27 protein-coding genes are annotated in these 25,212 nt (G+C 62.5%); 7 read left to right on the top strand and 20 right to left on the bottom strand.

Going from position 1 to position 25,212, the window contains the following annotated elements; all coding sequences use genetic code 11:
• Nucleotides 1–55 precede the first annotated feature (55 nt).
• Entirely contained in the window at nt 56–688 is a 633-nt protein-coding gene (gene rlmE, locus BLR66_RS18475) for a 23S rRNA (uridine(2552)-2'-O)-methyltransferase RlmE (RefSeq protein WP_093290117.1), read from the bottom strand.
• 102 nt (nt 689–790) lie between these two features.
• Here rlmE and yhbY point away from each other — a divergent pair, with 102 nt between their 5' ends.
• The 3 genes from yhbY to BLR66_RS18460 are packed head-to-tail and all read left to right on the top strand — an operon-like array spanning nt 791 to nt 2,124.
• Complete coding sequence (gene yhbY, locus BLR66_RS18470; RefSeq protein ID WP_093290116.1) at nt 791–1,096, top strand: ribosome assembly RNA-binding protein YhbY; 306 nt, start codon at nt 791–793, stop codon at nt 1,094–1,096.
• Nucleotides 1,097–1,144: 48 nt separating this feature from the next.
• Nucleotides 1,145–1,519 (top strand): Mth938-like domain-containing protein, encoded by a 375-nt coding sequence (locus BLR66_RS18465; RefSeq protein ID WP_093290115.1) that lies wholly within the window; start codon nt 1,145–1,147, stop codon nt 1,517–1,519.
• A gap of 26 nt (nt 1,520–1,545) precedes the next feature.
• Nucleotides 1,546–2,124 carry a D-Ala-D-Ala carboxypeptidase family metallohydrolase gene (locus BLR66_RS18460; RefSeq protein ID WP_143014703.1) on the top strand — a complete coding sequence of 193 codons (579 nt, stop codon included), beginning with the start codon at nt 1,546–1,548 and terminating at the stop codon, nt 2,122–2,124.
• Between the two features lie 200 nt (nt 2,125–2,324).
• Here the strand turns inward: BLR66_RS18460 and BLR66_RS18455 are convergent, their stop codons facing one another.
• Genes BLR66_RS18455 through surE form a run of 4 tightly spaced genes read right to left on the bottom strand, consistent with a single transcriptional unit; the run spans nt 2,325 to nt 5,197 of the window.
• Nucleotides 2,325–3,086, bottom strand: a complete 762-nt coding sequence (locus BLR66_RS18455; RefSeq protein WP_093290113.1) for a peptidoglycan DD-metalloendopeptidase family protein — start codon at nt 3,084–3,086, stop codon at nt 2,325–2,327.
• Nucleotides 3,087–3,117: 31 nt separating this feature from the next.
• Nucleotides 3,118–3,732, bottom strand: a complete 615-nt coding sequence (locus BLR66_RS18450) for a YqaA family protein (RefSeq protein ID WP_093290112.1) — start codon at nt 3,730–3,732, stop codon at nt 3,118–3,120.
• Nucleotides 3,733–3,734: 2 nt separating this feature from the next.
• Entirely contained in the window at nt 3,735–4,421 is a 687-nt protein-coding gene (locus tag BLR66_RS18445) for a protein-L-isoaspartate(D-aspartate) O-methyltransferase (protein ID WP_093290111.1), read from the bottom strand.
• On the bottom strand, nt 4,418–5,197 hold the full coding sequence (surE, locus tag BLR66_RS18440) for a 5'/3'-nucleotidase SurE (RefSeq protein WP_093290110.1): 780 nt from the start codon (nt 5,195–5,197) through the stop codon (nt 4,418–4,420). Before surE ends, BLR66_RS18445 begins: the two co-directional genes overlap by 4 nt.
• Before the next feature lie 72 nt (nt 5,198–5,269).
• On the opposite strand from surE, the gene BLR66_RS18435 reads away from it, so the two are divergent.
• Nucleotides 5,270–5,809 (top strand): Smr/MutS family protein, encoded by a 540-nt coding sequence (locus tag BLR66_RS18435; protein ID WP_093290109.1) that lies wholly within the window; start codon nt 5,270–5,272, stop codon nt 5,807–5,809.
• Nucleotides 5,810–5,824: 15 nt separating this feature from the next.
• Here the strand turns inward: BLR66_RS18435 and BLR66_RS18430 are convergent, their stop codons facing one another.
• From BLR66_RS18430 to BLR66_RS18385, 10 genes are all read right to left on the bottom strand, one after another.
• Nucleotides 5,825–6,064 (bottom strand): hypothetical protein, encoded by a 240-nt coding sequence (locus BLR66_RS18430; protein ID WP_093290108.1) that lies wholly within the window; start codon nt 6,062–6,064, stop codon nt 5,825–5,827.
• Between the two features lie 138 nt (nt 6,065–6,202).
• Nucleotides 6,203–7,237, bottom strand: coding sequence for a tRNA pseudouridine(13) synthase TruD (truD, locus tag BLR66_RS18425; RefSeq protein ID WP_093290107.1), 1,035 nt, complete (start codon nt 7,235–7,237; stop codon nt 6,203–6,205).
• Nucleotides 7,234–7,728 carry a 2-C-methyl-D-erythritol 2,4-cyclodiphosphate synthase gene (gene ispF / locus BLR66_RS18420; RefSeq protein WP_093290106.1) on the bottom strand — a complete coding sequence of 165 codons (495 nt, stop codon included), beginning with the start codon at nt 7,726–7,728 and terminating at the stop codon, nt 7,234–7,236. The genes truD and ispF overlap by 4 nt, the downstream gene beginning before the upstream one ends.
• Nucleotides 7,729–7,871: 143 nt before the next feature.
• Entirely contained in the window at nt 7,872–8,570 is a 699-nt protein-coding gene (gene ispD / locus BLR66_RS18415; RefSeq protein ID WP_176943969.1) for a 2-C-methyl-D-erythritol 4-phosphate cytidylyltransferase, read from the bottom strand.
• Nucleotides 8,567–8,908, bottom strand: a complete 342-nt coding sequence (gene ftsB / locus BLR66_RS18410) for a cell division protein FtsB (protein ID WP_093290104.1) — start codon at nt 8,906–8,908, stop codon at nt 8,567–8,569. Before ftsB ends, ispD begins: the two co-directional genes overlap by 4 nt.
• Before the next feature lie 3 nt (nt 8,909–8,911).
• The gene (eno, locus tag BLR66_RS18405) at nt 8,912–10,198 is read right to left on the bottom strand and encodes a phosphopyruvate hydratase (protein ID WP_093290103.1); all 1,287 of its coding nucleotides are present in this window, start codon (nt 10,196–10,198) and stop codon (nt 8,912–8,914) included.
• The gene (locus tag BLR66_RS18400) at nt 10,195–10,734 is read right to left on the bottom strand and encodes a hypothetical protein (RefSeq protein ID WP_176943963.1); all 540 of its coding nucleotides are present in this window, start codon (nt 10,732–10,734) and stop codon (nt 10,195–10,197) included. Before BLR66_RS18400 ends, eno begins: the two co-directional genes overlap by 4 nt.
• Entirely contained in the window at nt 10,727–11,560 is an 834-nt protein-coding gene (gene kdsA / locus BLR66_RS18395; RefSeq protein ID WP_093290168.1) for a 3-deoxy-8-phosphooctulonate synthase, read from the bottom strand. Before kdsA ends, BLR66_RS18400 begins: the two co-directional genes overlap by 8 nt.
• A gap of 163 nt (nt 11,561–11,723) precedes the next feature.
• Nucleotides 11,724–13,385: a CTP synthase gene (locus BLR66_RS18390; protein ID WP_093290101.1), complete on the bottom strand. Its 1,662-nt coding sequence runs from the start codon at nt 13,383–13,385 to the stop codon at nt 11,724–11,726.
• Nucleotides 13,386–13,538: 153 nt separating this feature from the next.
• Nucleotides 13,539–13,793 (bottom strand): hypothetical protein, encoded by a 255-nt coding sequence (locus BLR66_RS18385; protein ID WP_093290100.1) that lies wholly within the window; start codon nt 13,791–13,793, stop codon nt 13,539–13,541.
• Nucleotides 13,794–13,962: 169 nt separating this feature from the next.
• On the opposite strand from BLR66_RS18385, the gene parE reads away from it, so the two are divergent.
• Nucleotides 13,963–15,852: a DNA topoisomerase IV subunit B gene (gene parE / locus BLR66_RS18380; RefSeq protein ID WP_093290099.1), complete on the top strand. Its 1,890-nt coding sequence runs from the start codon at nt 13,963–13,965 to the stop codon at nt 15,850–15,852.
• Nucleotides 15,853–16,123: 271 nt separating this feature from the next.
• On the opposite strand, the gene BLR66_RS19055 is transcribed toward parE, so the two are convergent.
• The 5 genes from BLR66_RS19055 to BLR66_RS18355 all read right to left on the bottom strand — a co-directional run bounded on the left by BLR66_RS19055 (nt 16,124) and on the right by BLR66_RS18355 (nt 22,741).
• Nucleotides 16,124–17,314: a hypothetical protein gene (locus tag BLR66_RS19055; RefSeq protein ID WP_143014701.1), complete on the bottom strand. Its 1,191-nt coding sequence runs from the start codon at nt 17,312–17,314 to the stop codon at nt 16,124–16,126.
• Between the two features lie 4 nt (nt 17,315–17,318).
• Nucleotides 17,319–19,595 (bottom strand): TrbL/VirB6 family protein, encoded by a 2,277-nt coding sequence (locus BLR66_RS18370; protein WP_093290097.1) that lies wholly within the window; start codon nt 19,593–19,595, stop codon nt 17,319–17,321.
• A 489-nt stretch (nt 19,596–20,084) separates the two neighbouring features.
• Nucleotides 20,085–21,044, bottom strand: a complete 960-nt coding sequence (locus BLR66_RS18365; RefSeq protein ID WP_093290096.1) for a DMT family transporter — start codon at nt 21,042–21,044, stop codon at nt 20,085–20,087.
• Nucleotides 21,041–21,817 (bottom strand): N-formylglutamate deformylase, encoded by a 777-nt coding sequence (gene hutG / locus BLR66_RS18360; protein ID WP_093290095.1) that lies wholly within the window; start codon nt 21,815–21,817, stop codon nt 21,041–21,043. Before hutG ends, BLR66_RS18365 begins: the two co-directional genes overlap by 4 nt.
• A 9-nt stretch (nt 21,818–21,826) precedes the next feature.
• Nucleotides 21,827–22,741: a MurR/RpiR family transcriptional regulator gene (locus tag BLR66_RS18355; protein ID WP_218119681.1), complete on the bottom strand. Its 915-nt coding sequence runs from the start codon at nt 22,739–22,741 to the stop codon at nt 21,827–21,829.
• Between the two features lie 105 nt (nt 22,742–22,846).
• Here BLR66_RS18355 and BLR66_RS18350 point away from each other — a divergent pair, with 105 nt between their 5' ends.
• Both BLR66_RS18350 and BLR66_RS18345 read left to right on the top strand, forming a co-directional pair.
• Nucleotides 22,847–23,647, top strand: a complete 801-nt coding sequence (locus BLR66_RS18350) for an N-formylglutamate amidohydrolase (RefSeq protein WP_093290093.1) — start codon at nt 22,847–22,849, stop codon at nt 23,645–23,647.
• A 39-nt stretch (nt 23,648–23,686) separates the two neighbouring features.
• The gene (locus BLR66_RS18345; RefSeq protein WP_093290092.1) at nt 23,687–25,177 is read left to right on the top strand and encodes an amino acid permease; all 1,491 of its coding nucleotides are present in this window, start codon (nt 23,687–23,689) and stop codon (nt 25,175–25,177) included.
• The last annotated feature ends 35 nt before the right edge of the window (nt 25,178–25,212 follow it).

Below are 25,212 nucleotides of genomic sequence, written 5' to 3'. Positions count from 1 at the left end.
CTCATTGACTCCGGTGTTTCCTGTTAATTCGATTGGAAGACTACAACTAACCGCTTCATTTCATGTGCAGAAGCTTGCCCTGCCCCAGCGCATAGACTTCCGGGGAGCGCTTGCGCGAGGCATCCGGCTTGCGGATGACCACTTTCTCGTAACGCCGCCGCAGTTCGCGCACGTAGTCATCGAAACCGGTGCCCTGGAACAGCTTGATCAGGAAAGCCCCGCCCGGTTTCAGATGGCCGTCGGCGAAATCCATCGCCAGCTCGGCCAGATGCATCATGCGCGGCTGGTCGACCGCGTCCACACCACTCTTATTGGGGGCCATATCCGAGAGCACAAGGTCCACGGGCTGGCCGTTCAACATGGCTTCCAGCTGCGATAGGACGTCATCTTCCCTGAAATCCCCATGAAGGAAGTCCACCCCGGCCAGGCTGGGCATCTCCAGGATATCCATCGCCACCACCCGGCCGCTGTCGCCCAGCGCCTTGCGCACGAACTGCGACCAGCCGCCCGGAGCCGCGCCCAGATCCACCACCACCATGCCCGGCTTGAGCAGGCGGTCGCGCTCGATCAGCTCTTCCAGCTTGTAGGCCGCGCGCGAACGCAGGCCCTCGGCCTGCGCCTTCTTCACATAGGGGTCGGCGAAGTGCTCTTTGAGCCAGCGTTGGCTGCTTTTGCTGCGGGTGGCCATGGGCGCGTCAGTCCCCCGGCCCGCACGCAGGCGGCTGGAGAAACGGGTTCGGTGGGGCGGCCATGATACCCTGAACCCCCTTGAGACCCCGTACCGCAGCGCATGTCCACAGCTTTGACCTCCAGCCAGTCGCGCTTCCTGCGTGGCCAGGCCCACGACCTGAAGGCCCTGCTGCAGATCGGCGCCAAAGGGCTCACCCCGGCCTTCCTGGCCGAACTGGACGCGGTGCTGGAGCAGCACGAACTGGTCAAGGTGAAGATCGGCGCCGAAGACCGCGAAACCCGTGACGCCATGATCGGGGAAATCGTGGACAAGTCCGGAGCCGCCCTGGTGCAGCGCATCGGCCATGTGGCGGTGCTGTACCGGCCCAGCAAGGACCACCGCCAGATCGTGTTGCCGCGGAAGTAACAGGCGACCTTCCACCGGCCTGATCCCGGTCAGCCGCAGACGACCCACATGCAACTGAACCACGAACGCCCCGACTACGCTTATGCCCTGCGCGCGGCCGACGGCCGCAGTGCCAAGGTCAACGACCGGGTACTGGAAGCCAGTTTCATCCTGGCGCCGAACGAGCTGATCGAGGACTGGAACGTCCGCGACCCGGCAGCGCTGCTGCCCGAAGACCTCGCCCCCTTGCTTGCGCTCAATCCGGAGCTGGTGGTGCTGGGAACCGGCGAGCGGCAGGTTTTCCCATCCGCAGCGGTCATGGCCGCCTGTCTGACCCGCGGCATCGGTATCGAGGTCATGACCAATCCCGCCGCGGCGCGCACGTTCAATGTGCTCGCAGGCGAAGGCAGGCGGGTGGTGGCCGGTTTCCTGCTGACGCCGTGACCGAGGTCCGTTTGTGGGGCGCGGCCATGAGGCGACTGCCGGCTCTGCTTTTGCTGTTGCTATCGGCGGGTTGTGCCGAGTCGCCTCCGCCGGATCGCTACTTGCAATGGTCGACGACTCCTCAAGCGGCCGGGGTCGCCCAGTACCAGCAATTTCTGGACAGCAAAGGCCTGGGCGGAGTGGCCCCGATGCGCTCGCTGCTGCGCAGCGCGCGACCCTGGCGCGAATGCAAAGCCAGTGAGTTCGCGATCCCGCCGCGAGCGCTGTGGCCCAATCTGCTGCCAACCCTGCGCGCACTTGAAGACCTGCGGTCTGCAGGACTGGTGGATTCCAACCGGGTGGCTTCGGGCTACCGGGATGCCGCGCTCAATCGATGTGCCGGCGGCGCTGCACGCAGCCGGCACGTGCAGAACAACGCGCTGGACTTCGACCTGCCCGCCTCGCCCGCCAACGTGGCCCGCCTTTGCGAGTACTGGCGTAGCAAAGGACCCGCATTGAAGCTGGGGCTCGGTTTCTACACGGACACGAAAATTCACCTGGACACATCTGGCTTTCGAACCTGGGGCAGCGACCACAGCCGGCGCACTTCGCTGTGCAAGTTGTAGGGCGGAGGTCCCCAGAGTCGCTGTGTGGCTTACCGTAAAGAGCAACTGAGCAAACTCGGCCCTACCGGGACTAACGTAGGTCGGGGCTACGCCCCCCGACGCGCGGCCATGCTGGACGTTCATCTTTCACGGGCGTCGGCCACGTAGAGCCTGCCCCGTACTTGATACGGGGGCCGACCTACGACGCGCTAGCTAGAACTTTAGCGTTTGGGTAGATAGATCAGCGGATCCACCGGCTTGCCGTTGTAGCGGATCTCGAAATGCAGCATGTCGCGCGAAGCGCCGCTGCGGCCCATTTCCGCGATCTGTTGCCCGGCCTTCACGTTCTGGCCTTCGTTGACCAGGCGTTTGCGGTTGTGGCCATAGGCCGACAGCCACGATTCGTTGTGCTTGATGATGATCAGTTCGCCGTAGCCCACCAGGCCGCCGCCCGAATACACCACCACCCCATCGCTGGCCGCACGCACCGCCTGGCCGTTGGCGCCGGCGATGTCCACGCCCTGCTTGGTGGCGTCGCCCGCGGTGAAGCGCCCGATGACCACGCCCTCCGCCGGCCAACGCCAGTTGAAACCGCTGCTGGCCGGTCTTGGCGCCGGCACCGGCTTCACCGCTGCCGGCGGACGCGGCGCGGCGGGAGTGGGCCGGGTGACCGGAGCCGCAACGCTGCTGCGGCTGGGCGGATACAACTTCAGGCTTTGCCCCGGGTAGATGGTGTACGGCGAGGGGATGTTGTTCCAGGCCGCCAAGTCGCGGAAATCGATGCCGTTGCGGAAGGCCACGCCGAACAAGGTGTCGCCGCGCTGCACGCTGACGGTTGCGCCGTATTTGGGTTGGGAAACGATGCGCTGCGGAGTGCGGGAAGAAGAGGTCTCGCGCACCACGGTGCTGCTGCATGCGGCCAACAGGGCTGCGGCAGCCAACAGGGCCAATGACTTATGCGTATTCCATTTGCTGTTGGTCATTTCCGTCGGTCGTTCCGTGGTTTGTTATGCGTCATCCGCCGTTGGCTTTCCACACCAGCCAGCCGATCAACAGCACCAGCAACGCGGTGGAGATCCAGCCTACCGGTTCGATCCAGCGATGCAACGCAGCTTCAGCGCGCGCGCCGCCGAGTCTGATCGCGCCGGCAACCAGGTACAGGCGCTTGCCGCGGCCGACCAGCATGCTGGCAAGGAACGGTAGCAGCGGTACGCCGACAATGCCTGAGGCCCACGTGAATATCTTCAGCGGGATCGGCGTGAATCCGGCCAGCACCAACAACCAGAATGCCTTCCACGGAGACTCCGCCACCACCTGCCGCAAATGCGTCACTTGCTCGTCGATGCCGGCGCTCCACCCCAGCCATTCGATCACCGGCTTCAACGCCTCGAACGCGAAGTGGCCCAACGCGTATCCGACCACCGCGCCGGCCAGCGAACCGATCAGGCTCAAGGTGGCGAACCAAAGCGCGCGTTTGGGTTGCGCCAGCGACATCGGCGCAAGCATGACTTCGGGCGGAACGGGAAAGATGATGGCTTCGATGAAGCTCAGTCCGGCGAGCAGCCGGGGCGCATGCCGGTGTTGCGCCCACTGGATGGCGCGGGCGTACAGCGGTCCGAATATCTTCATGCCTAATCCAAAGTGCCGGACAGCAACGGAACGAACACCACCGGCGCCAGCACCTGTTCGTCCACGCCGCCGTCTTCGCGCTTGGTCAGCTTGATCAGCGATTGCGAGGAAGCGCCGCCCACCGGCGCCACCAGGTGCCCGCCGACCGCGAGCTGATCGACCAGCGCGCTCACCAGCGCGGGCGCGGCGGCGGTGACGATGATCCCGTCGTAGGGCGCGTGCTCGGGCCAACCGATGCGCCCATCGTCGTGCTTGCTGCGCACATTCATGCCCAACTGGCGAAAGCGCTTGCGGGCTTGCCGTAGCAGGTCGCCGATGCGTTCGACCGTGTACACCTCCAGGCCCAGCGCGGCCAGGATGGCGGCCTGGTAACCGGAGCCGGTGCCGATCTCCAGCACCTTCTTCGGCGACGCGTTCTGCAGCAGCGCCTCGGTCATGCGCGCCACCACCCACGGCTGGGAAATGGTCTGGCTATGGCCGATGGGCAAGGCGGTGTCTTCGTAGGCGCGGGTCGCCAGCGCTTCGTCGATGAACAGATGGCGCGGCACCGTGCGCACGGCATTGAGCACGTTCTCGTCGCGGATGCCGGCGCTGTTATCGGTTCCCGCGCGCAGGCGGTCCACCAAACGGTCGCGAACCCGCTGGGAAGTCATGCCCTGGCCCACGGCCTCACGCAACCTTGGAGTCACGCCGATGCCTCCAGCGAAGCGCTCAGCCCGCCGACCCAGCTGGCGACTTTTTCCAGCGCCTGATAACGGGTCAGGTCCACATGGATCGGGGTGATGGAAATGAAACCGGTGCGCACCGCATGGAAATCGGTGCCCGGGCCGGCGTCCTGCTCCGGTCCGGCCGGACCGATCCAGTACACCGTTCCGCCGCGTGGATCGGGCTGCGGCAGACAGGCTTCGGAACGGTGGCGGTTGCCCAGGCGGGTGACTTCGAAACCGGCGATTTCATCCCACGGCAGATCGGGCACATTCACGTTGAGGATGGTGTCGGCCGGCAGCGGATCGGATTTCAACCGCGCCACGATCTCCACAGCAGCGCGCGCGGCGGTAGCGAAATGGTTTGCCTTGTGATCGGCGGTGGCCAGCGATACGGCCACTGCGGGCAGGCCCAGAAAACGGCCTTCCATCGCCGCCGACACGGTTCCCGAATAGATCACGTCGTCGCCCAGATTGGCGGCGTTGTTGATGCCGGACACGACGATGTCGGGTTCTACTTCCAGCATTCCGGTCAGCGCTAGGTGCACGCAATCGGTGGGCGTGCCGGCGACGCGCCAGGTCTGCTCGTCCAGCTTCTTGATGCGGATGGGCAGATCCAGGGTCAGCGAGTTGCTGGCGCCGGAGCGATCGCGGTCGGGCGCGACCACCAGGACTTCGTGGCCGGCGCTGCGCAGGCCTTCCGCAAGGATTCGGATGCCGGGGGCGTCTACGCCGTCGTCGTTACTAACAAGTACGCGCATGGGGTTCCTCAAGTACGGGCCCATGATACCGCACGCTCTTGCGCCCCGCCCCGATGCCGCTAACCTGCAGGCATGCCAATGCTTCCCGACGACGATGACGATGCCGCGCTGTTCCGCGAAGCGATAGGACCGGTCAAACGATTGCCGGAATCAACGCCCGCTCCCGGCAAACCCAAACCCAGGCCGGCCGCACGCATGGCCGAACGCGATGAGCGCGAGGCGCGCAGCGAGTTCCAACGCGGGCTGGACGATCTGTCGGCCCTGGCGGCGGGCGACACCCTGAGTTACCGGCGCGACTCGGTGCCGCCTGCGGTCTTCCAGCGATTGAAGCGCGGGCGTTTTTCGGCGCAGGACGAACTGGACCTGCATGGCGCCACCCTGCTGCAGGCCGAATCGATGCTGAGGCATTTTCTGGCCGAGGCGCACGCCCACGAATTCGGATGCGTGCGCGTCATCCACGGCAAGGGGCAGCGCGACGACGGCGGGCTGCCGGTGTTGAAGAATCTGGTCGACCGCGTGTTGCGGCAACGGGCCGACGTATTCGCATTCCACTCCGCGCCGGCCGCGCAAGGCGGTACCGGCGCCGTGGTGGTATTGCTGGCCCGGCGCTGAAACTGACGCCAGGGATCAGTCCGCGGCAGCTACCGTGTTCACCCGCTTGGTGGGCTTGTTGACCCACATCACCCGGGTTCCGCGCTGCTTGGCGATGTTCTCGACCAAGGTCACGTACCGCTCGTCCACTTCCATGCTGAATCCTGCGGACCGCTGTTGCGGCGGCGCTTCGCGATAAGCGGTTTTAGTGCTGGCGCAACCGACAAGCAGTACCAATCCGAACGATAAGGTCGCGATTCTCAAAAGAGTTTTCATGACACCCTCCGATTCGAAAGCCAGAAAGTCACGGCGTCCGGCGGATATGCCGATTAGTGAATCTCCAGACGTCAATTCGGCTTATACGCCGCGCCTGCCGGCGTTCCAGTACCTGCTAAGGCTTTCCGACGAACGGCGTCAATCCCGGGTCGCATCGGAGATTTCTCCGAGCTCTTGCAGCAAAGCGGTGGCGTAACAGCCGGGCGGCAGCGAAAACGCCAGCGATAGCGTGGCTTCTTCCGGCCATGTCCAGACCAGCCCTTCTGCGATCAGACGCAGGGCACGGCGCTCCTGTTTCAGCCCCGCATCCTCCAGGCCTTTGCGCAAAGCAAGCGCATCGTCGCCGTGCAGGGCCGATCGCTCCAGCTCGGCGCAGCGCGCCGTACTGCGAAGCTCACCGGCTCCCCACAACGGCCCGCTGGGGTGGATATCGAAACGCGCCAGGCGCTCGGCCAACGCCTGGCTCCAGGGTTCCGGACCGAACACGCTGCGGCTGCCCGACAAGGTCCATACCTCTCCTTCCAGCCCGGCATCCCAACTGGCGTCGCGCACGCGCGCGGCCAATACGCGATTGAAAAGCTCCGAGCGAGCCGCCGACAGCAGGATCGAACGCTGGTCATGGCGCACGCGGCGCCCCGCGAACATCGACAGCGCCGATTGGACATTATCGCCGCCCCGGCCGAAGCGCTGTTCGCCGAACCAGTTGGGCAGACCGCGGGCGGCGATCTGACGCAGACGTTCGTCGATGAGCGCGCGTTCGCCCGCTACCTCGCGCAGGATCAGCACGAAACGGTTTCCAGCCAGCGCGCCGCGTGGCAACTTGCGGTTGTGCCATGCCGAATGGGTCACGGTCAGATCTTCGGACTGCAGCGGCGCCTGCTCCGGGGCGATGCGCTTGGGCAGGTGCACGCTGAATCGCTGACGCGTCACCGCATGCCTGTCCTTCATGCCTGCGTAGCCGATGGCCATTTCCGGCAAACCAGCCCATTCGGCCAAGCGCTTGGCTACCGCGGCGGTATTGAGGCCGCGTTTTTCTATGGTCAGCAGCAAATGCTCGCCTTCCCCGCTGGGTTCGAACCCCGCGATCTCCTCGACGAAGAAATCCTCTGGAACGGTGCGGATGCGGGCGCGCAGTACCGGCGCGCCGAAAGCGCTGGGCAACGATTGGGTCACGCGTTACGGACCAGCAGCACCACTGCTTGCGCGGCGATGCCTTCGCCGCGTCCGGTGAAGCCAAGCTTCTCGCTGGTGGTGGCCTTGACGCTGACCGCGTCCGCGTCGATGCCCAGGTCGGCGGCGATCAGCGCACGCATCGCGTCCGCGTGCGGACCTACCTTGGGGCGCTCGCAGATAACGGTGATGTCCGCATTGCCCACTTTCCAGCCCTTTCCTTGGATCAAGCTATTGCAATGGCGAAGGAACGCGCGGCTGTCGGCGCCCTTCCACTGCGGGTCGGACGGCGGGAAATGCCTGCCGATATCGCCCATCGCCAATGCACCCAGCATCGCGTCGCACAACGCATGCAGGACCACGTCGCCATCGCTGTGCGCTTCCACGCCGCGGTCGTGCGGCACGCGCACGCCGCCGAGCATGAGGTGGTCGCCCGCAGCGAAGGCGTGGACGTCGATACCCTGGCCGATGCGGATATTGGAGGTGTTATGCATGGAATGCGTCCTGATTCAGAATGGCTGTTGCCGTCATTCCCGCGAAGGCGGGAACCCAGTGACTTCTCTCTCGGGCTTCCTTTCCTCGCAAAAAACCAAGTCGCCGGGTTCCCGCCTTCGCGGGAATGACGGAAGTTCTTACTTCACGTCTGCCGCTTCGAAAGCATGAACTCGAAACGCGCCAAGTCGGCCGGCGTGGTGATCTTGAAATTATCCTCGCTGCCTTCGATCAGCAGCGGCCGCAAACCCTGCAGCTCCATCGCCATCGATTCGTCGGTAACCTCGACGCCCGCCTTGCCGGCCTCCTCCAGCGCGCGCGACAGCTGCAGGCGGCGGAACAGCTGCGGGGTCAGCGCGCGCCACAGCCGCTGCCGCGGCTCGGTGCCGTCGATGCCACCGTCGTCGCCGGCGCGTTTCAGCGTGTCGCGCACCGGCGCGGCCAGGATCGCGCCCACCGGATCGTTGCGGCCGCGCTCGAGCAGTTGCTGCAGGTCTTCCTGGCCCAGGTTGGGCCGCGCCGCATCGTGCACCAGCACGAAGTCGTCGGCTCTGACCTCGGCCGGCAGCGCGTTGAGCGCGGCCAGCACCGACCCGGCGCGGGTGACGCCGCCAACACAGGTCAGGATCGGCTTGCCGCTGAAGCTTTCCCAGCCCGGCCAGTCGGCGTCGTTCTCCGACAGCGCCACCACGGCACCTTCCACCGCCGGATGCGCGAATAGCGCCGCGAGCGTGTAGGCGATCAACGGTTGTCCATCGACGCTCAGATACTGTTTGGGAATTTCGGCGCCGAAACGGGTGCCGCGTCCGGCGGCGGGCACTACCACCCAGATGCCGGGCATCAGCGGTCTTGCTCCGCCTGCGGAGCGGCGGTTTCTTCCGTGACCGGCGCCGGCGCGGTGGGCGCTTCCACCACGCGGTAGAACTTCTCGCCCGGCTTGATCATGCCCAGCTCGCTGCGCGCGCGCTCTTCGACCGCTTCTTCGCCCGACTTGAGATCCTCGACTTCCGCGGCCAGGGCGTTATTGCGTTCCTGCAGGCCCTGGTTGTCGCGCTTCTGGTGCGCCACCTGGTTCTGCAGCCCGGTCACTTCGCCCCAGCTGCCCTCGCTGAACCACAACCGGTACTGCAGCCACCCGAACAGCAGCGCCAGCACCAGCAATGGCCATGCGAGACGCCGCATCGCTTACCGCTTCAACGACACGAAAGCGTTGCGGCCGGCGTAGCGCGCCTTGTTGCCCAACGCCTCCTCGATGCGCAGCAGTTGGTTGTACTTGGCGACGCGGTCGCTGCGGCACAGCGAGCCGGTCTTGATCTGGGTGGCGGTGGTGGCCACCGCGATGTCGGCGATGGTGGTGTCTTCGGTTTCGCCCGAACGATGCGAAATGATCGCCGCGTAGTTGGCGTGGTGGGCCATGGAAACGGCCTCCAGGGTTTCGGTCAGCGTGCCGATCTGGTTGACCTTGATCAGGATCGCGTTGGCGGTGCCCGATTCGATGCCCTGCTTGAAGATCTTGGGATTGGTGACGAACAGATCGTCGCCGACCAGCTGCACTTTCTTGCCGATGCGCTCCGTCAGCAGCTTCCAGCCGGCCCAATCGTCTTCGGCCAGGCCGTCCTCGATGGTGATGATCGGATACTCGGCGGCCCAATCGGCCAGGAAATCCACGAATTGCTCGCTGGTCAGGCGCTTGCCTTCGCCCATCAGGTGGTACTTGCCGTTCTCGAAGAACTCCGTGGAGGCCACATCCAGTCCCAGCAGCACGTCCTCGCCCGCTTTGTAGCCGGCCTTGCCGATGGCCTCCAGGATGGTGTCAAGCGCTTCCACATTGCTGCGGAAATCCGGGGCGAAACCGCCTTCGTCGCCGACCGCCGTGCTCAGGCCGTGGCCTTTCAGCACCGCCTTGAGCGAATGGAATATCTCGGTACCCGCGCGCAGGGATTCGGCGAAGGTGTCGAAGCCCACCGGCAACACCATGAACTCCTGAAAGTCCACATTGTTGTCCGCATGCGCACCGCCGTTGATGATGTTCATCATCGGCACCGGCAGCACCACGTCGTCGCCATTGGCCAGGTGCTGCCACAGCGGCATCTTCTTCGAGGCGGCCACCGCATGCGCATTGGCCAGGGAAACGCCGAGCAGCGCATTGGCGCCCAGGCGGCCCTTGTTCTCGGTGCCGTCGATATCGATCAGGCGACGGTCCAGCCCTTCCTGATCGGCGGCGTCGAAACCTTTCAGCGCGGTGGCGATGGCGCCGTTGACGTTGCCCACGGCATGCTGCACGCCCTTGCCCAGGTAGCGGGTCTTGTCGCCGTCGCGAAGCTCCACCGCTTCCTTGGAGCCGGTGGAAGCGCCCGAGGGCACCATCGCACGGCCGAACGAGCCATCCTCCAGCGTGACTTCCGCTTCCAGGGTGGGATTACCGCGGCTGTCGAGGATTTCGCGGGCGTGGATTGATTTTATGGCAGTCATGGTTTCATTGCCTGGAGGGTGAGATGGTTTTCGATCTTCTGCAGTTCGGTTTGCGCGTACGCGTTCCCGAGTTTGAATGAGCCTTTGATGGGTGCGATCACACCGTCTCCGGTTTCCGGCGGATTGGCGAATACCAGGTAGTCCCCGCCTGATTGCAGGGAAACGCCGGAACAGCCTTCGACAGAACTTTCCACCACCGCTGTGGCAGGCGCATCGCCCTTCAAGCTGCGCAGCAGAGAGACCTGCGCTTTCTCTGTCGGGAAGCGGAAAGGAATTCCCGCAGGAACGCTTTCGAATGCGCTGCTGGCAAAGGCAGCCTCACTCGGACTCAGTGGAAGCACGTCGTTGACGTGCATGATGAACACCCACTCGGAGCTGGTCGCCAGTTGGATCGATGTCGGCCAGACGTAACCGGCCATCCGACAGGCCATCGCATCACCGCAAGCCAGGGCGAGCAGCGCCGCGAGCAGCAACCTGGCTCGCTGTTTCATGCGTTCACCCATCCGGTTCCAACCTGGAGCGGCTGCATCAGACATCGCTCTCCAGAAATCCATTCTTCTTGGTGATGCTGTCCAGCGCCATCAATGTTTCCAGCAGTGCCTCCATCTTGCCGAGCGGCCATGCGTTGGGACCATCGGACAATGCCTCTTCCGGCTTGGGATGCGTTTCCATGAAGATGCCGGCGATGCCCACGGCCATCGCCGCACGCGCCAGCACCGGCACGAACTCGCGCTGGCCGCCGGATTTGCCGTCCATGCCGCCGGGCAACTGCACCGAATGAGTGGCGTCGAACACCACCGGGCAGCCGGTGTCGCGCATCACGCTGAGCGAGCGCATGTCCGAAACCAGGTTGTTGTAGCCGAAGCTGGCGCCGCGTTCGCAGGCCATGATCTGCTCGTTGCCGGTCGCCTTGGCCTTGTTGGTGACGTGTTTCATTTCCCAGGGCGAAAGGAACTGGCCCTTCTTGATGTTTACCGGCCGGCCGGCACTGGCCACCTTGTGGATGAAATCGGTCTGGCGGCACAGGAACGCAGGCGTCTGCAGCACATCGACGACCGAGGCCACTTCGTCCAGCGGGGTGTATTCGTGCACGTCGGTGAGCACCGGCACGCCGATCTGCTTCTTCACTTCGGCCAGCACCTTCAAACCCTCTTCCAGGCCGGGGCCTCGGAAGCTGGTGCCGGAGGTGCGGTTGGCCTTGTCGAAGCTGGACTTGAAGATGAAGTTGATGCCCAGCTTGCCGGTGATCTCTTTCAGCTTGCCGGCGACGTCCAGCTGCAGCTGCATGGATTCGATGACGCAGGGACCGGCAATCAGAAAAAACGGTTTATCGAGGCCGACTTCGAAGTCGCAAAGTTTCATGAACCACTCCAGATTGTCGTCATCCCAGCGAAAGCCGGGATCCATTTTGCTTTTGCCTTCCCATCCGACGAGCCAATGCGGTCGGTTTCCGTGACACGGGGAACGACATGCAAAAGCAAAGTCAAATTGGATTCCTGCTTTCGCAGGAATGACGCAAGTAAGGTCACGCCCGTGCTTCCTTCAGCAATTTGCCACCCGCCTTCATCTCACGCGCGGCGCGGATGAACCCGACGAACAGCGGATGCCCATCGCGCGGGGTCGAAAGGAATTCGGGATGCGCCTGGCAGGCCAGGAACCACGGATGCTGGCTGCGCGGCAGTTCGATCATTTCCACCAGCAAGTCGTCCATGGACTTGGCGGAAATCACCAGACCAGCGTCTTCCATCTGGGTACGGTAGCGATTATTGAACTCGTAACGATGGCGATGGCGCTCGGCCACCACGTCCTTGCCGTACAGCTCGCGCGCCAGCGTACCTGGCTTCAGGCGCGCTTCCTGCAGGCCCAGGCGCATGCTGCCGCCCAGATCGGTGCGTTCGTCGCGCTTTTCCACTTCGCCGGTGGCCGTGCGCCACTCGGTGATCAGGCCGATCACCGGATGCGTGGATTGCTTGTCGTTCTCGGTGCTGTTGGCGTCGGCCATGCCCAGGATATTGCGGGCGTAATCCACCACCGCAGCCTGCATGCCGTAGCAGATGCCGAAATACGGCACGCCGTGCTCGCGCGCGTATTGCGCGGTGACGACCTTGCCTTCGAAGCCGCGGTCGCCGAAGCCACCGGGCACCAGGATGCCGTCCACGTCCTGCAGGGCGGCCATATCGCCGCCTTCCAGCTCCTGGGCTTCCAGCCATTTCAGGTTGACCCGCGTACGCTGGCGCAGACCGCCATGCTTCAGCGCTTCGCCGACGGACTTGTAGGCGTCCTTGTGGTCCACGTACTTGCCGACCACGGCGATGGTGACTTCATCCAGAGGATTGAGCGTGGCATCGACCGCCGCTTCCCATTCCGAAAGATCGGCCGGACCGGTCACCGGCAGCTTCAGCTGGTTGACCACGATTTCATCGAGATGCTGCTCGTGCAGCTCCAGCGGAATCTTGTACAGCACATCCACGTCGCGCGCGGTGATCACGGCGCGCTCGGGCACGTTGGTGAACGAGGCGATCTTGCGGCGTTCCGAATCCGGCAACGGCTGCTCGCTGCGGCACAGCAGCACGTCGGGCTGGATGCCGATGGAACGCAATTCCTTCACCGAGTGCTGGGTGGGCTTGGTCTTCAGCTCGCCGGCCGCCGCGATGTACGGCACCAGGGTCAGATGCATGAACAGCGCCTTTTCCTGGCCGCGCTCGGTGCGGATCTGGCGGATCGCTTCCAGGAACGGCAGCGATTCGATGTCGCCCACGGTGCCGCCAATCTCCACCAGGGCTACGTCGAATCCGGCCGTGGCATCGTCGATGCAGCGCTTGATCTCGTCGGTGACGTGCGGAATCACCTGCACGGTGGCGCCCAGGTAGTCGCCGCGGCGCTCCTTGCGGATCACGTTCTCGTAGATGCGGCCGGTGGTGATGGAGTTCTTGCGGCTCAGGCGCGTGCGCACGAAGCGCTCGTAGTGGCCCAGGTCCAGGTCGGTTTCGGCGCCGTCGTCGGTGACGTAGACCTCGCCGTGCTGGAACGGGCTCATGGTGCCCGGGTCCACGTTGATGTAGGGGTCCAGCTTCATCATCGTCACCCGCAGGCCGCGGGCTTCAAGGATGGAGGCAAGCGAAGCGGCGGCGATGCCCTTGCCAAGCGAGGACACTACACCGCCGGTAACGAAAATCAGGGGGGTCATGGCTCGAGGCCTCCCGGAAAGCCATAGTTTACCGGTTGACCCTCTGATGTACAAAGCTATCCGGTGGGGCGGACCCATTAAAACCGCACGCCCCGACCAAGCGGGGCATGCGTGGGCCTATTCGGCCCGATAAGCGTAGTCAGGCGCGGCCTATCAGGGCTTGCGCTCTTCCTCTTCTTCTTCCGTGTCCGATTTCTTGCCGCTTTCGCCCTTGGCCTTGGCCCTGGCGGCGGCTGCGGCCTCGTTCTGGGCGCGGCGCTCGGCCTTCTTGTCGGCGTCGGATTTCTCGTCCCCGGCGGCGGTAGCGGTCCGGTCGGCGTTGGAATTGGCCTTGGACTGGGCAAAGGCCGCCGTGGCGGTCAGTGCGGCGGCGATGGCGCCAAGGAGGATCAGGTTGCGCTTGTTCATGGGGGTTCTCCGTTTACTGCCGACCGGGGAGCAAATCGAGCCGAAACGCCCTCGCCGGTCGCGCGAAACATAGTCCACCGCAACCCACCTGCCACTGAACGTGCAAAAAAAGAAACCAAGCCGCACACTTCGGGGCTGTAGTCGCCATCAGAAAAAAACCGCCCACTCCATGAATACCCGCTACAACGCCGCCGATATCGAAGTCCTTTCCGGCCTGGACCCGGTCAAACGCCGCCCGGGCATGTACACCGACACCACCCGGCCCAACCATCTGGCCCAGGAAGTCATCGACAACGCCGTGGACGAAGCGCTGGCCGGCCATGCCAGCGAGATCGAGGTGATCCTGTTCAAGGACGGCAGCTGCCAGGTCAGCGACGACGGCCGCGGCATGCCGGTGGACATCCATCCCGAAGAGAAGATCTCGGGCGTTGAACTGATCCTCACCCGCCTGCATGCCGGCGGCAAGTTCAACAACCGCAACTACACCTTCAGCGGCGGCCTGCATGGCGTGGGCGTGAGCGTGGTCAATGCGCTGTCGAAGAAGGTCGAGTTGTTCATCAAGCGCGACGGCAACGAATACCGCATGGAATTCCGCGACGGCGACGCGGCTTCCAAGCTGGAAATCGTAGGCAGCGTCGGCAAGAAGAACACCGGCACCCGGCTGCGCTTCTGGGCCGATCCGAAATATTTCGACACCGCCAAGTACAACCTGCGCGCGCTGAAGCATTTGCTGCGCGCCAAGGCCGTGCTCTGCCCGGGCCTGACCGTGAAGCTGTTCGACGAAGCCAGCGGCGAGCGCGACGAGTGGCACTACGCCGACGGCCTGCGCGACTACCTGCTGGGGGAACTCAGCGGACGCGAGCTGCTGCCGCCGGAACTGTTCGTAGGCCAGCTGTCCAAGCAGAGCGAGATCGTGGACTGGGCCGTGTCCTGGATTCCCGAAGGCGAGCTGGTGCAGGAAAGCTACGTCAACCTGATTCCCACCGCCCAGCACGGCACCCACGTCAACGGCCTGCGCAGCGGCCTGACCGATGCGCTGCGCGAGTTCTGCGATTTCCGCAATCTGCTGCCGCGCGGCGTGAAACTGGCGCCGGAAGACGTGTGGGACCGCGTGGCCTTCGTGCTGTCGCTGAAGATGACCGACCCGCAGTTCAGCGGCCAGACCAAGGAACGCCTGAGTTCGCGCCAGGCCGCCGGCTTCATCGAAGGCGCCGCGCACGATGCGTTCTCGCTGTGGCTCAACCAGCACACCGATTTCGGCGAACGCATCGCGCAACTGGCGATCGAACGCGCCAGCGCGCGTCTGAAGACCGAAAAGCAGATCGTGCGCAAGAAGGTCACCCAGGGCCCTGCCCTGCCCGGCAAGCTGGCCGACTGCATTTCGCAGGATCTCTCGCGCACCGAACTGTTCCTGGTGGAAGGCGACTCGGCCGGCGGCAGCGCCAAGCAGGCGCGCGACAAGGATTTCCAGGCCATCCTGCCGTTGCGCGGCAAGATCCTCAACACCTGGGAAGTGGCCTCAGGCGGCGTGCTGGCCTCCAACGAAGTGCACGACCTTGCCGTGGCCATCGGTTGCGATCCCGGCAAGGACGACATCACCGGCCTGCGCTACGGCAAGGTGGTGATCCTGGCCGATGCGGACTCAGACGGTTTGCACATCGCTACGCTGCTGACCGCGCTATTCCTCAAGCATTTCCCTGCCCTGGTGGAAGCCGGCAACATCTTCGTGGCTATGCCGCCCCTATTCCGTGTGGACGTGGGCAAGCAGGTGTTCTACGCGCTGGACGAGGAAGAGAAGCGCCTGCTGCTGGAGAAGATAGAGCGCGAGAAGCTCAAGGGCGCGGTCAACGTCACCCGCTTCAAGGGACTGGGCGAAATGAACCCTTCGCAGCTGCGCGAATCGACCATCCATCCGGATACGCGGCGCTTGGTGCAGCTGACCAACGAAGACGACAGCGGTACGCGTTCGCTGATGGATATGTTGCTAGCCAAGAAGCGCGCTTCGGATCGCAAGGCGTGGCTGGAACAGAAGGGCGATCTAGCCTCGCTGGAGGTTTGAACGATCGCGGCTCGCTTTTCGCCGGCCGCATCACTGTAAACACACACATCAGCACCAGCATCGTGCCGGCGATCTACCACACCCCTATCGGCTCACCGAGCGGAGAAGTGGGAAAGTGGGGAATCATTGCCACTACGGCTTTCAGGCAGATGGCGCGTGAGGGAGCCAGCTCGTAGGGTGGGTCTTGGCCCACCGTTGCCGTGAATCCAGTTGCAATGATTTCGGAAAGAGCGGCGGACTGAAGCCACCTTACGGGGCCTAACTTCCAGTTTCATGAGCCGATTAAGGAAACAACAACATATCGGTTTAGTTCCGGATCATAAGCAATAAAGCTATGGCCTTCGAATGACTCAGGATGGCCAATAGCCCAATCATTCGACTGCGTCAATCGCTCGGCTTGCGCAGCGTCAATTCTCAGATCTTGACCCTCTTCCTCGATAGGAGACACTGCGTCCACGATTGGGATCAGACTAATTCCATGGATGAGTATCTTCGCTTCTTTCAGTGCTTCAGCGCGCTTGTCCATGTTCGTTGTTGCGTGGCTGACGTACATTTCCGCCATATTTCTGGAGAAAGAGTAAAGAGTCTGTCCAGTCGAGCTCGTTATCTCTACTGTGTAGACAGAGCTCATGCATGACTTGCCTTGGATTGAGTACGTCAATGAGTGCTTGAAGCCACGCTGGTTAAGAGTCACTTCTCGACGGTTCTCGCAATTTGGCTCTACTCCTTGAGAGGCCGTGACGCCATCAGCTGACGAACGCGGCCCGAGATCATTGTTTGATCGTGTCGACTGGACTCCGTTAGAAGCAAGAGGCTTGCCACCAAAAACAGAGACTATCTTTCTGTCTTTCTTGCCTCCAGCTACGTACAGATGCTGTCCGTCACCAATATCAATCCTGGCATAGTAGAAATCACCGTACTCCCACACCCATCCATAATGCTTTAGATGATCCGGCATACTGCTATCGTCAACCTTTCTTTCAGCATATGAACCTAATTCAACGCGGCCGCCCGGCATGAATTTTAAATATTGAGCTGGATCTTCATATGTAAAGCTATCTGTTCCCGCCCACATCTCTTTTTCGGCGGGAGAAATATCAAAAGCAAAATAATTAGACTCCAATGAGTCTGCTCTCTTGAAGTTTACGAAATTGATAGCGCATCTTTGAGGAATAGAGATTGACTTACTAATCGCACTGAAAGCCCCGAATACAGGAGCGGCTTGATCTCCATTGAAATCGGCATAGGTATCTACGAAGTAACGGACATGCTGATCAGCTCCGCCCTTCGCCCTGATATAAACAGGCTCACCAGTCCTAACTGCTTGAGACTCTCCTTTTCCACATACATACACTGCACTGTGATCAACGAAGTCGGCATCTGAGCCCGGTTCTGGCACCCCTGATCCACAGCAGCCGAACAACGGCAGTAAAGCAAAAATCAAAAAATTTGACAGTTTCATCGCTCTATTCTCCGTAATGGATGTGATCTCTGTGATTCTGGAGCGTTGTGTTTCTTCCCACATTCGCGCTGAATCCATCACGTGTTTCGTGCGTCACGATGCCTGTACCAATGTGCTCCACAGGGCCGATAATCCTAGTCACGGAATCCCCATTATTGTATTCAATGAGTTTTCGAATAAAATCGAATTGTTCTTGGGTTGCAGAGGAAGGTGACAGATTGACGCCATTAAGCTGCCTTATATCCACGCCTACCCCTTCGGTGTGTAGACGAGACCAACTGTAGTCATTTGGAAGGCCGGATGCTCCGAACCAGCGATCGTACTCTCGACGTTCTGGCGACTCCCGCTCCAGTGAATTGCGGTAGTCACGCATCGTAGCGGCCCGTGGGCGCCAAGCACCATTGAACTGCACTTGGGTTATTCCATTTGTATTGGCGGCCGCATATAAGGACGCGTCATACAGCGACCAATCAATTTTGGCTAACGCTTCCTCTTGGCTGACACCGATAGCGCGCGCTGCATACGCCACATTCTGTGCCGCATCGAATTGGATCTGGCGGCGGATGTCGTTGTTATCATAGTAAACAGCACGCACTTCGCCATCAGCACCCTGCGTGAGGTCGCTGTGCATTGCTTGTCTTACCGTCAACTCACGCGCAGACATTTCCAGCAATTCCGTCGACCGCTCAACCAACCGGTCTCTCAGCCCTGCGTCTGTGCCTTTCAGCATCTCGATCCTCTGTCCGATGGGCAAGCCGGTCAAGGCCGGATCGTTCTCTCTAACGCCGACCATCATCAGCCGATTGTGTAGAGCGGTCGTTACATCAGTCTGTTGCTGTGCAGTCAGTACCGCCTGGGGATTTCTGGCTTGTTGCAACAACACCTCATCGGCACCAAGCAGTGCGGACTTGAGCCCACTGTCCAGTCTTCTAGCAAGCTCATCCGGATTCTCGCTCAGGACGATGGTGAACGCAGCGCGATCCTCTATTTGAAAATTATTTTGTGCCAATGGGCCTGTGATCAATCCCGCTTCAAACGCGAGTAGCTGAGTACGTAGCGCGTCTCGTACTTGTGGGTTGTCGCGCAGATAGTCGGTCCTGCCCAGACCAAACAACCACGCATTGAAGTCATCCCCTCGCATTCCTACATCAGCGACTTGCGCGGTTCCTGTCTCGGCGATAGCAGCAGATTTCGCGGCCGCATTTGTATCTGCGATAACGTCAAATTCTGCCGCTCTTCCTGGCGGCTGAGATCCTTCAGATTGTTGCTGGCGCCTTACCTGATCCACCTCATCCTGAGTCGGCAATGTATGCCGGAAGTGATGCTGCCCCGGATGGAACTCTTCTGGAGCTTCCTGGGCCGCTCCGGCATAGCCGCTCTCGCTGGTCGCGCCACGCCTAGCCATGCCACCCCCAAACGCCGATAAAGGACTGAAATTGCCCAACACCCCATTGAAGAACTGAGCCGCCATCGGCGGGGCGCTGAGGATCAGCACGGTCAGGATCAGGCCCAGGCCGCCTTGTTGCATGGCCAGACTGGTGATGCCTTCGGTGTTGGCTGCTAGTGGGGCGCTGAGCCAGAACGCCGTGGCGACTGCCAGCACCATGTCCAAGGCCATTGTGACCATCACGCTCAGCACCGCCAGCGAGAACATCGTGCCGATGCCGTAGTACAGCCATTTGCCGAACAGGCTCTTGGTCTGCTCGAACAGCAGGCTCAGGATGAAGAGCGGCCCCAGCCCTATGAACAAGGCCAGGGCGATCTGGTTCATCAACAGCATCGCCCCGCCACTCAGTGCCGGTACGGCCGTGCCAATACCGGTGAACCACAAGTCCCGGCTCTTGGCCTTGTTCACGATCGGGTCGTGTCCCACTTCCAGCGAATCGATGCTGGTCAACGCCACTTGCATGACGGCCAGGCTGCGGTCGATCTGTTCGATGACTGGCGTGTCGCTGCCGGTCACCACGCGCGAGATTTCGTTGGGCAGGTCGCTGCCCAGAAACTCGTAGAGCGTGGAGCCGCCCAAGGCCATGCCGCAGGCGAAACCAAGGATGATCGTGGTGCGTAGGGAATCCACGACCAACCCCAGCATCGGTTGATGGGATTGGCCGGTGACGATGCGGTAACCACGGATCAGAATCCAGAGTGTCAGCACGCTCAAAGCCGCAGCGCTGACCAGCGCCATGGTTCGGGCCAGCAGCTGGATGGCGAACTGGTCTATCTCGCTGTGGATGAAATCGTAGATGACGCGAAAGAAGAAGAAGTTTCTCAGCTCTTCCATGATGCCGCCTGTGCTTAGCCTTCTTGGCCAAGACAGGAGCGTAGTGCCGACTATTTGTGTGAATCAATGAACAAATATCTTGCGTGAGCCAATGAACAAATGTGCGGCTAGCCGCTCATGCCAGCATTTGGCTCAGCAACTCCCGCAACACCATCTGCGTGCGCGCCGCCTTGCCGGCATTTCATTCGAAACTGTCTTCGTCCATGTAGATGCGCTGGCTGATTTCCAGCTGCACCGTCTGGATGTTCTGCGCCGGATCGCCATACTACCGAATGACGAAAAAAAGGGGCCAGAGTAAATATCCGTTCGAATTTGGAAGTTCCCGACAATGTCCGTGTCAGGAGCCAGGTTCACTTCCGTCATATCAGGCGAAAACAGGTGCAGACCCACGCACTCTGCGTGCCAGCGGAAAGCAGATCAATATCAAAAAATTTCAACGTGCCTCAGAAGAATCCGATTCCACTCGAGGTTTGAACGATCCCGGCCCGCTTATTTCACCGGCCGCGTCACCGTAAACACGCCAATCAGCACCAGCACCGTGCCGGCGATCTGCCACACGCCCATCGGCTCGCCCAGCAGAAACAGACTGAGCACGATGGTCGAAACCGGGCCGATCATGCCGAGCTGAGAGGCCAGTGCGGAGCCGAGTCTCTGCACTGCCGTCATCGTGGCCAGTACCGGCAATACCGTGCACAGCGTACCGTTGAGCAACGACAGCCCGTAAACCTCGTGCGGCAGTTCCAACAGCGAGTGCCAAGGCCGCACCAGCAAGAAATGCAGGATGCAGAACCCTGCGGCCACCGCACTGGCATAGGCGGTCAGGCGTACCGCGCCGACCCGCGCCACTACTTCGCCGCTGCCGACCAGATAAGCCGCGTAACTGAGTGCGCTGAGGAACACGAGCAGCCCGCCCAACGCAATGCCATCGCCACCGATTTCCAGGTCATGTCCGAAAGCCAGTGCCACGCCGATGTAACTTACCGCCAGCGCCCACAGCTGGCGTCGCGCGGGTCTGCGCTTGAACAAGAACACGCTGATCAAGAGAACCAGTGTTGGAGTGAGATACAGGATCAACCGCTCGAGCGTGGCGGTGATGTACTGCAGACCTGCGAAATCCAGGAAGCTGGCCAGGTAGTAACCGCTGAACCCCAGTCCAACGACTTTCCACCTGTCGCTTCCGCGCAAACGGAAACGTTGCGAGTCGCGCCGGGCCCACCACGCCATTATCGCGAAGAACGGAAGCGCCACCAGCATGCGCAGCGCCAGCAAGGTGATGGCGTCGGCGCCGTGGCGATAACCGAGCTTGACGATGATGGCCTTGCCGGAAAACGCGATAGCGCCGAACAGGGCCAATGCGACGCCCGACCAGGGATGCCCGGGGCGCGAAGGCGGCTGGGGTGGAACGTCTACGGGCAGCGTTTCATCCGGAACAGGTGCGGCTTCGCTCATGCCAGCATCTGGTCCAGCAACTCCCGCAGCACTACCTGCGTCCGCGCCGCCTTGCCGGCATCCCATTCGAAACTGTCTTCGTCCATGTAGATGCGCTGGCTGATTTCCAGCTGTACCGCCTGGATGTTCTGCGCCGGATCGCCGTACTGCCGGGTGATGTAGCCGCCCTTGAAGCGGCCATTGACTACGAAGTCGTGGCGATCCTGCGATTCCAGCACCGATTCCAGTCGCGACTGGAGCGATGCGGAGCAGCTCGTGCCTCCCGCGGTTCCCAGGTTGAGATCCGGCAGCCGGCCTTCGAACAGGAACGGCACCACGCCTTTGATGGAGTGCCCTTCCCACAACCCAGCGCGGCCATGCTGCGCATGGATGCGTTGCAATTCTCCCGCCAGCGCGCGGTGGTACGGGCGCCAGTAGCGCTCGACGCGTTCGGCCACCTCGGCTTCGTCGGGGTCCTGACCTTCGCGATAGACCGGTTCGCCGCTGAACTGCACATGCGGGCACAGGCCGGTGGTGTTCTGCCCCGGATAAAGCGACACATCGTCGGGCGGCCGGTTGAGGTCGATCACGTAGCGCGAATATTTCGGCACGATCATCGAGGCGCCGAGTTCGCGCGCGAAATCGTAGAGTTTCGATACGTGCCAGTCGGTGTCGGGCACGCGCCGCGCCGAATCGGTCAGGCGCGCGGCGATGTCGTCGGGAACGGCGGTGCCGTCGTGCGGCAGGCTGATCAGCAGCGGCGCGGTGCCACGATGCAGGGTGTAGGTTTCCATGCGCACAGTTTAACTTTTGCGCGGCCGCACGGCTTTCTTGGGCGGCGATTCCGCCGCAGGCAGCGCGCCCGGGAACCCAGCCGCAGGGCCGCGCACCGCTTCCAGCTCGCGCATGCGCTTCTGTCCGTATTCCCAATCCTGTTCGGTGGTTTCGGCCAGCAGCGCTTCGGCTATGGCCATCAAGGCCACGCTGGAATCCCACACCGAGGGAACCGCCACCCGTGCCGGCAGTACATGGGTGGCCAGGCGTGAGATCGGCGACAACCACTGATCGGTGACCAGCACCACCTTGGCCTGGCGCTTGCTGGCGGCCTGGGCCAGGCGCAGCAGGCTGGGCTGATAACGGCGGATGTCGAAAACAAGCAGTACATCGCGCTTGCCCATGTCCAATACCTGGTCGTACCAGTTGTCCTCCTGGTCCTCCAGATGGTTGATGCCCGGACGCAGGATGCGCAGCTGCACCGACAGGTAGCGCGCCAGCGCATCGGTGAAACGCCCGCCGATCAGATGCAGGCGATTGCGGCGATCGGCGAGCAGGCGTACGACCTGGTCGAACTCAGTGGCCGGCAGATGGCTGAAGGTTTCGTGCAGATTGCCTTCCAGCACGGTCGCGAATTTCTGCAGCCGCGGCGCGGCCGCGCCGCTGCCGCGACGTGCGGTGGCGGGCGATTTGCTCAAGGGAGAGCTCAGCTGGGCGGTGAGTTCTTCGCGCATGACCCGCTGGAAATCCGGGTACGAGGCGAATCCCATCCGCGCCACCATGCGCAGCACGCTGGGCGCGCTGACGCCGACTTCGCGGGCCAGATCGCTGGCGCTCTGCAGGCCGGCAACGGGGTAATCGGCCAGGATCCGCTGCGCCACCCGCCGCTCGCTGGCGGGAAAACCCGCCAAGCCGTCGCGCAACCTCTCCATGACCGTCCGCATGATCCCTCCCTCCGACTTGACAACCGCCGCCTATTGTTAGACTTTCTTCAGGAAAGGCAATCCTCTTCCGTTTTGTACTTTTCGTTACATGAAGGCGGACGACCCATGGCAATGGCGGCGGTCAGCGCAGCGGACCAGGAAAACAGCGCGGTGGCGGTAAGCAATCGCGAAGGCGGCGGCGCGTTCGTGCTGACCTGCGACCACGCCAGCGCACACATCCCGCGCGCCTACGCCGGCCTGGGATTGCCGGCGGCGGATCTGCAGCGTCACATCGCCTGGGATATCGGCGCGCTGGGCTTGGCCGAACAGCTCTCCGGGCTGCTGGATGCGCCGCTGCTGCACCCCACCGTCTCGCGCCTGCTGCTGGACGTGAACCGGGATACCGACGCGCACGATTCGATCGTCGTCACCAGCGAAGACACCGTCATCCGCGGCAATCATTCGATCGACACGATCGAGCGCCAGCACCGGCGCGACTGGATCTACGCGCCCTATCACCGCGAAATAGAAACCGTCGTGGCCGCGCGCATCGCCGCGCGCAAACCCACGGCGATGATTTCGATCCACTCTTTCACCCCCGTGTTCAAAGGCGTGCCGCGCCGGTGGCAGGTGGGCGTGCTGTCGCACCGCGACCGCCGCATGGCCGACCCGTTGCTGCGTGCCTTGCGCGCGGATGCCGGACTTGAAGTAGGCGACAACCAGCCGTATGCGCCGCGCGACGGCGTGTACCACACGCTGGAGCGGCACGCCGAAGCCCATGGCCTGCCCTGCGTGATGCTGGAGATCCGCAACGACCTGATCCGCGACACCCCGGGGCAACTGTCCTGGGCCGAACGGCTGGCGCCGCTGCTGTTGCGCGCCTTCGAGGACGTCCACGCCGTTGAGGGGGCGGCCGCGCGTCGTTAACCACTACCCACCGTTGTAGCCACCGCAAGGGGATTGGAAATGTCCGAACCATCGAGTGTCCAATACACCAAGGTAGACCAGAGTTATTTCGAGAAACGCGGATTGCGGCGCTACGCCGGCGTGTGGTCGTTGTGGGCGCTGGGCGTGGGCGCGGTGATCTCGGGCCACTTCTCCGGCTGGAATTTCGGCCTGGCCAACGGCTGGGGCAGCATGTTGGCGGCCGGCATCATCATCGCGGTGATGTATCTGGGCCTGACCTTCTCCATCGCCGAAATGAGCCCGGCATTGCCGCACACCGGCGCGGCCTACTCGTTCGCGCGCACGGCGATGGGCCCATGGGGAGGATTCCTCACCGGGCTGTCTGAAAACGTGGAATACGTACTGACTCCGGCGGTGATCGTGTTCTTCATCGGCAGTTACATGGGAGGAATCTTCGGCACGCCCGCCGAAGCGCAGCCTCTTTGGTGGATCGGGTTCTACATATTGTTCGTGGGCCTGAACGTCATCGGCGTGGAACTCTCCTTCCGGATCACTTTGGTGGTGACACTGCTGGCCTTGGGTTGCCTGGTGGTGTTCTGGATCAGCGCGCTGCCGCACATAGACTTCAATCGCTGGGCGCTGAATATCGGCGCTGGCCCCGACGGCGCACCGGTGGAACTGGCCGAAGGCGGCGGCAGCTGGTTCCCGTTCGGCTGGAAAGGCGTGCTGGCCACACTGCCGTTCGCGGTGTGGTTGTTCCTGGCGATCGAGCAATTGCCGCTGGCGGCAGAGGAATCGGTGGACCCGAAACGCGACATGCCCAAGGGCATCATTCTGGGCATGCTCACGCTGATCGTTTCGGCGTTCATGATCATGTGGCTGAACCCGGCCGTGGCCGGCATCGGTTCGTTCAAGCTGTCCACTTCGGGCGAGCCGCTGCTGGACGGCTTCAAGGCGATCTATGGCGAAGGCACCGCCAAGCTGCTGGCGGGCGTAGCGGTGCTGGGCCTGGTGGCCAGCTTCCATACCATCATCTTCGCCAAAGGCCGGCAGATCTATTCCCTGGCGCGCGCAGGCTACTTCCCGCCGGCGCTTTCGCTTACCCACGGCACGCGCAAGACGCCGCATGTAGCGATGGTGTTCGGTTCGATCGTCGCGCTCGGGGTGATGTTCGCACTGTGGTTCGGACTGGGCGCCGACCACGGCGGCAAGGTCATCGGCGCGACGCTGCTGAACATGGCGGTCTTCGGCGCGATGTTCAGCTACTTCATGCAGGCGCTGTCCTTCATTGTGCTGCGCAGGAAGCTGCCGAACATCCACCGCCCGTATCGGAGTCCGTTCGGCGTATTCGGTGCGGCGTTGACCATGATCATCGCAGTGGTAACGCTGTTCTATCAGATCAAGGACCCCGCCTACAGCACCGCGGTCATGTGGGTGGCGATCTGGTTCGTGGTGGGCATCCTGTACTTCGCCGTGCGCGGACGCCATCGCCTGATCCTGTCGCCGGAAGAGGAATTCGCGCTGGAACACAAGCTGAAAGCCGGCGCCTGACCCATCGATATGGAGAGCGGCGGCGCGCAAGCGCC

This window comes from Pseudoxanthomonas sp. CF125 (assembly GCF_900104085.1).
In the GTDB taxonomy this organism is placed as follows: Bacteria; Pseudomonadota; Gammaproteobacteria; order Xanthomonadales; family Xanthomonadaceae; genus Pseudoxanthomonas_A.
The sequence above is the reverse complement of the archived record's forward strand: the minus strand, read 5'-3'. Positions and strand labels throughout refer to the sequence as shown.